This is a genomic window from Bacteroides sp. CAG:633, assembly GCF_000435115.1.
GTDB classification, from domain to species: Bacteria; Bacteroidota; Bacteroidia; order Bacteroidales; family Bacteroidaceae; genus Bacteroides; species Bacteroides ndongoniae.
On record NZ_FR883113.1, the window covers coordinates 4,989 to 12,016 of the forward strand.

Here is a 7,028-nt window from a genome sequence, read left to right on the forward strand (position 1 = left end):
CGTACAAGTGTTGCTCACGAGCCACACAAGTGTTGTTCGCGAACCACGCAAGTGTCTGTCTCGGGCATTGCATTCGTGTGTTTCGAAATGGGCTTTTGCGCGGTGGACAAAGAGCTTTTCCTCTTTTTGATGGTGTCAAAATAAAGTGATTCGTCGTGGATTGTGTGTCAGGATGAAATGCTGTGGCGGAAGGGTGACGTCTCTTGTCGATTTTGGTAGAAAGTCAGGGCGAGGACAATGGACATGCCAGAAGAAAAAAAAACTGCTATTTGACTCGTCTGACAGGTTTGTGCATGGGTTGCGACAGAATTTTATGCCAAATGAACCATTTCTGCCCCCATTTTGATTGATTTGTAGTTGCATATGTCTGTCTGATTGTGTATTTTTGACACCAAATAAAAATGTAAAAAATCCACTTAACAAAAGCGTCGTAACCATGAGAAGCACTTTTAAATCCATTGCAGTAGCAATCAGCCTGATTTTCTCAGTAGTTTTGTCTGCTTTTTCCCAGCAGAAAGAAGTTCAGGAAAAAGATTATGTAGCTTATTTATTCACTTATTTCACCGGCAATCACATCAGTGAAGAGGCCGTATGCTATGCCGTCAGCATGGACGGATATTCTTACTGGGCACTCAACGGTGGCAAGCCTGTGCTCGATTCCAAAGTTATCAGTTCGACGGGCGGCGTGCGCGATCCCCACATCCTTCGCGGCGAGGACGGCAAAACGTTCTATATGGTACTGACCGATATGGTATCGGCCAACGGCTGGGACTCCAACCGCGCTATGGTGCTGCTTAAGTCCAACGATTTGGTCAACTGGACTCATACCGTCATCAACATGCAGAAGAAATACGAAGGTCAGGAGTCGCTGAAGCGCGTATGGGCGCCGCAGACCATCTTCGATCCGGAAGCCGGAAAATACATGGTCTACTGGTCCATGCAGTATGCAGGCGGTCCGGACATCATCTATTATGCCTATGCCAACGACGATTTCACCGACTTGGAAGGCGAACCCAAAGTCCTCTTCTTGCCCGAGAACCGCAAGTCGTGCATCGATGGCGACATTGTGTATAAGGATGGCGTGTTCCACCTGTTCTACAAGACCGAGGGACACGGCAACGGTATTAAAGTGGCTACTACCCGTTCGCTGACTTCCGGACAGTGGACCGAAGAGCCCGACTACAAGCAGCAGACCACCGATGCCGTCGAAGGCGCAGGAACCTTCAAACTGATAGGGCAGGACAAGTACATCCTGATGTACGACGTCTATATGAAAGGCCGTTACCAGTTCACCGAAACTACCGACCTGAAAAACTTCAAGGTGATAGATAACGACGTGAAGATGAACTTCCATCCGCGTCATGGTACCATCATCCCCATCACTCGCGACGAACTGTTGCGCATCACCGAAAAGTGGGGCAAACCTGCCGAGTTGGGACAGCTTCCTAACAACCCCGTGTTGCCAGGCTTCCATGCCGATCCCGAAATCGTTTACTCGCATCAGACGAAGAAATACTACATCTACTCCACCACCGACGGACAGCCGGGTTGGGGAGGCTGGTACTTCACAGCCTATTCGTCGGACGACCTCAAGCACTGGACGTACGAGGGCGTCATTCTCGATTTGAAGTCTGAACAGGTTCTTTGGGCCAACGGTAACGCTTGGGCACCCTGCATCGAAGAAAAATTGGTGAAGGGCAAGTACAAATACTACTTCTACTACAGCGGTAATCCCAAGAACGGTCAGGGCAAGCAGATTGGTGTAGCTGTGGCCGATTCGCCTACAGGTCCGTTTGTCGATCTGGGTCATCCCATCATCACCGAATCGCCTGTGGGTGGTGGCCAGCAGATTGATGTGGACGTGTTTACCGACCCCGTTTCGGGTAAGACCTATCTGTATTGGGGTAACGGCTACATGGCCGGAGCCGAACTGAACAAAGACATGGTATCCATCAAGAAGAAAACCCTTACCGTAATGACCCCCGAAGGTGGTACGTTGCAGGACTATGCCTATCGCGAAGCTCCTTACGTGTTCTATCGCAACGGACTGTATTATTTCATGTGGTCGGTTGACGATACGGGTTCGCCCAACTATCATGTGGCTTACGGCACATCCAAGTCGCCCTTGGGTCCCATCGAAGTCGCAGCGCAGCCCGTTGTGCTGAAGCAGAATCCCGAACAGCAGATTTACGGTACCGCCCATAATTCCGTACTGCAAATTCCCGGTACTGATGAGTGGATGATCGTTTATCATCGTATTAATAAATGGTATCTCAAAGATGCCCCGGGCGTACACCGCGAAGTGTGCATCGATCGTCTGCAGTTCAACGACGACGGTACCATTCAACCGGTAGTGCCCACTTTTTAAACATTATCCAAATCACAAACAAACATAATATTTTATACCATGAAACTAAAACTGATACCGGCTCTTTTCCTGTGTATGGCAACTTTGCCGGTAGTTGCACAAGATGCGACGGTAGCCGGCCCCGACGGTAAGTTGCAGCTTGCTGTCAATTGTTCGGGAGACAAAGGTGCTTCGTATTCCGTAACCTACAACGGTAAAGCGATGCTGCTCGACTCTCCTTTGGGGCTGAAAACCAATATGGGCGACTTTGCCGGACAACTGAAACTGACCGGACATTCAACAACGGCCATCGACACCGTTTATCAGCAGTCGCGCATCAAGGCTTCAAACATTCATTATCAGGCCAATCAGTTGGTCTGCTCATTCGAGACAGCTGAAGGAAAAAAGATGTCGGTCACTTTCCGCGTCAGCAACAACGATGTCGCCTTCCGCTATACACTGCCCCGACAGAACGGTACGGGCAGTGTGCGCGTCATGTCCGAAGCCACCGGATTCCGCTTCCCCGAACAGACCACAACATTCCTCTGTCCGCAGAGCGATGCCATGATTGGCTGGAAACGTACCAAGCCCAGTTACGAAGAAGAGTATAAAGCCGATGCGCCGATGGATGTACGTTCGCAGTATGGTCACGGTTATACATTTCCCTGTCTGTTCCGTGTGGGCGAAGATGGTTGGGTATTGCTCAGCGAGACGGGTGTGGACAGCCGTTATTGCGGTTCCCGTCTGGGCGACTTCAAGGATGGCATGTATCAGATTGCTTTCCCCATGCCCGAGGAGAACAATGGCAACGGCACTGTCGAACCAGCTTTTTCCCTGCCCGGCAGCACTCCCTGGCGCACGATTACTGTGGGCGAAAGCCTGAAACCGATTGTCGAGACTACCGTTCCTTGGGATGTGGTGGAGCCGCGCTACGCCACGCAGCACGACTATCGCATGGGCCGTGGCACCTGGAGCTGGATTCTGTGGCAGGATGGCAGCATCAATTACGACGATCAGGTCCGCTACATCGACCTGGCCGCAGCAATGGGCTACGAATACGTGCTGATAGATAACTGGTGGGATACCTATATCGGTCGCGAACGGATGGAAGACCTGATCAAATATGCTCATAGCAAGAAGGTTGATGTATTCCTGTGGTACAGCTCCAGTGGTTACTGGAACGACATCGAACAAGGACCTATCAATCGAATGGACAACGCCATCCTTCGTAAACAGGAGATGCGCTGGATGCAGAGCCAGGGAGTGAAAGGTATCAAGGTAGACTTCTGGGGCGGTGACAAACAGGAAACGATGCGCCTGTACGAAGACTTGCTGAGCGATGCCGACGACCACGGACTGATGGTTATCTTCCACGGCTGCACCTTGCCCCGCGGATGGGAGCGTATGTATCCCAACTATGTGGGTAGCGAAGCGGTACTGGCTTCTGAGAATCTGATATTCAACCAACATTTCTGCGATAACGAGGCATTTAATGCCTGTTTGCATCCGTTTATCCGCAACACGGTAGGCTGCATGGAGTTTGGCGGTACGTTCCTCAACAAACGTCTGAATCGTGGTAACGACGGTGGTACTACCCGTCGCACGACCGATGTCTTCCAGCTGGCTACTGCCGTGCTGTTCCAGAATCCTATCCAGAACTTTGCATTGGCTCCCAACAATCTGACAGATGCTCCGCAGCTGTGCATCGACTTCATGAAGCAGGTGCCTACTACGTGGGATGAAGTCCGCTTCATCGATGGTTATCCGGGCAAGTACGTTGTGTTGGCACGCCGTCATGGTGATACGTGGTACGTGGCCGGCATCAATGCCACACAAGAACCGCTGAAGCTGAAGTTATCGTTGCCGATGTTCGAAGGCCGCAAAACAGTTTCTTTCTACACGGACGACAAACAGCTGGCGCCGGTACAGAAAGAACTGAAGCTGAAGAAAGGTTCCGTGGCCGAAGTAACCATCGCGCCGCAAGGAGGAATCATTTGCATGTAATAATCTGATAAACTGATACCATTTGAAAAATGAAGAAGATTTTATTTTCATGTCTTCTGGCTATGGGAAGCGTTTCCCTGCATGCCGGAATCACAGGAGTAGCCAATGTGCCCGACTCGGTATACCTCTTTTCGTATGCTGATGCCAACGGTCAAAGTGGCTTAAAATTTGCCTGGAGTGGCGACCGTCAGTACTGGACACCGGTGGCTGGAGGTTATAATTATGTAAGGTCGGACTTCGGCCCGTGGGGTAGTGGAAAGAAGATGTTCCGTCCCCGTCTGGTGCAGGGTAAAGCCGATGGAAAATGGCACTGCACGTGGGAGGCCACCCAAAGCGGTCAGGTAGTGGCACATGCCGCTTCGTCCGACTTGCTGAAGTGGAAGCGTCAGAGCTATTTTGTGCCTGCTGAACGCGCCCAGCATGTTCCGGCCGAGACATTCCCCGTTGCCGAGGCAAAGGCTACAGTCGACGGACGGGAAGAAAGCGGCTACGTGCAACGCGTGCCCTATGCCTTGATCGAAGAAATGCAACGCTATGCCGATCACAAGAACTTCCGTGGCATGCTCTACGACGAACGCACCGAACAGGATGCTGTCCGTTTTGCCGGACTGAAGCCCGTAGAGGCCACCATTACCGTACAGACCGATCAGAAGAAAGCCATCAGCGAGCATCTCATCGGTATCTTCTTTGAAGACATCAACTACGGAGCCGACGGCGGACTGTATGCCGAATTGGTACAGAACCGCGACTTTGAATACTCGGAGAAAGATAAAGCCCATCAGCGCTGGGATCACAGCTATGCCTGGACAGTGCAGGGAGGCGATGCGGCTGCCAGCCTGACCATTGCTACCGATGATCCCATCCATGCGAATAATGCCCACTATGCCGTGCTCGATGTGAAGCAGGCGGGTGCCTCTTTGCAGAACAGCGGTTACGACGGTATTGCCCTGAAACAGGGCGAGAAGTACGACCTCTCTCTCTTTGCCCGTGTGGCACAGGGCAGTAAAGGCGGCAAGTTTGTGGTGCGCCTGCTCGACGAGAAGGGCAATGAAGCGGCACGGACAACCGTAAACGTTTCGTCGAAAGACTGGAAACAGCTGAAAGCCGTACTGAAAGTAACGGCCGACGTGCGTGCCGGTGTGCTGTCGCTCGAACCTCAATCGGCAGGTACTTACCATCTGGACATGATTTCCCTGTTCCCGCAAAATACATTCAAAGGCCGGAAGAACGGTCTGCGTGCCGACCTGGCGCAAACATTGGCCGACCTGAAGCCCCGTTTTGTCCGCTTCCCCGGCGGATGTGTGGCGCACGGCGACGGCGTGGACAACATTTACGACTGGAAAGGCTCCATCGGTCCGCTGGAAGCCCGCAAGCCTTTGCGCAATCTGTGGGGTTATCATCAGACACGCGGACTGGGCTACTTCGAATACTTCCAGTTCTGCGAAGACATTGGCGCTGAGCCGGTACCGGTATTGGCCGCAGGCGTTCCTTGCCAGAATTCGAGTACATGCAGTCATCATGCCGAAGGCGAACTGGGATGCAACGGACAGCAGGGCGGCATTCCGATGGAGGAAATGGATGCCTACGTGCAGGACGTGCTCGACCTGATAGAATATGCCAACGGCGATGCCAAGAAGACGGAGTGGGGACGGAAGCGTGCCGAAGCCGGACATCCGAAACCCTTCGGACTGAAATACATCGGGATTGGAAACGAAGACTTGATTACCGACGTGTTCGAGGAACGCTTCACCATGATATACAATGCCGTGCGTGCCAAGTACCCCGACATTACCGTCATTGGTACGGTAGGCCCCTTCTACGAAGGTACCGACTATGACGAAGGCTGGAAGCTGGCTTCCAAACTGGATATTCCGATGGTGGACGAACACTATTACGTGGCTCCGGGCTGGCTGATCCACAATCAGGACTATTACGACCGTTACGACCGCAGTAAGTCGAAAGTATATCTGGGCGAGTATGCAGCCCATTTACCGGGACGTCCCAACAACATCGAGACTGCCCTGGCCGAAGCCCTCTACCTGACGGGCGTGGAACGCAACGCCGACGTGGTGACCATGACTTCGTATGCGCCCCTGTTGGCCAAGGAGGGACATACGCAATGGAACCCCGACCTGATCTACTTCAACAATACGGAAGTGAAACCTACCGTGGACTACTACACCCAACAAATGTACGGACAGAATGCCGGGGACGAATACATCGCCTCGACCGTGCAGCTGAACAACTGGCAGGACGGTGTGAAGAAGCGTGTCGGCGTATCGGTGGTGAAGGACAACGCAACGGGCGACTACATCGTGAAGTTAGTCAACATGCTTCCCGTCGAAGTAAACTCGAAAGTGAAGCTGGATGGCGTGACGCTGACAGCGCCTACTGCCGTGAAGACCGTCCTGACGGGCGATCCGAAGGATAAGACGGCGCGTCCCGTGACTTCCGACTTCGAACTGACGGGCAGCGATTTTGCTTACGGCATGCCTGCCTATTCGTTCACGGTCATCAGAATCCACCAGAATCTGGAAAAGAAATAAAAAAGATGTGTCCGCAACAGGCAAAAAGGGGACATTTGTCCCCCTTTTGCAGGACACTTGTACGGCTCCCGAGCGACACTTGTGTGGCTCCCGAGAGACACTTGCACGGCTCACGAGCGACATTTGCACGG

Annotated in this window: 3 protein-coding genes; all 3 read left to right on the forward strand. The window is 52.6% G+C overall.

From position 1 onward, the window contains the following. The first annotated feature begins 436 nt into the window (after positions 1-436). The 3 genes from QVP67_RS11745 to QVP67_RS11755 are packed head-to-tail and all read left to right on the forward strand — an operon-like array spanning position 437 to position 6,897. Positions 437-2,368 carry a family 43 glycosylhydrolase gene (locus QVP67_RS11745; protein ID WP_022163757.1) on the forward strand — a complete coding sequence of 644 codons (1,932 nt, stop codon included), beginning with the start codon at positions 437-439 and terminating at the stop codon, positions 2,366-2,368. 39 nt (positions 2,369-2,407) lie between these two features. Further along, positions 2,408-4,351 (forward strand): glycoside hydrolase family 97 protein, encoded by a 1,944-nt coding sequence (locus QVP67_RS11750; protein WP_022163758.1) that lies wholly within the window; start codon positions 2,408-2,410, stop codon positions 4,349-4,351. Between the two features lie 29 nt (positions 4,352-4,380). Continuing rightward, positions 4,381-6,897, forward strand: a complete 2,517-nt coding sequence (locus tag QVP67_RS11755) for an alpha-L-arabinofuranosidase C-terminal domain-containing protein (protein ID WP_288180159.1) — start codon at positions 4,381-4,383, stop codon at positions 6,895-6,897. Positions 6,898-7,028: the final 131 nt, after the last annotated feature.

Bases quoted from the DNA above. Each gene is read 5' to 3' on its own strand.
- QVP67_RS11750 (WP_022163758.1), top strand. From the start codon at position 2,408: ATGAAACTAAAACTGATACCGGCTCTTTTCCTGTGTATGGCAACTTTG.
- QVP67_RS11755 (WP_288180159.1), top strand. From the start codon at position 4,381: ATGAAGAAGATTTTATTTTCATGTCTTCTGGCTATGGGAAGCGTTTCC.
- QVP67_RS11745 (WP_022163757.1), top strand. From the start codon at position 437: ATGAGAAGCACTTTTAAATCCATTGCAGTAGCAATCAGCCTGATTTTC.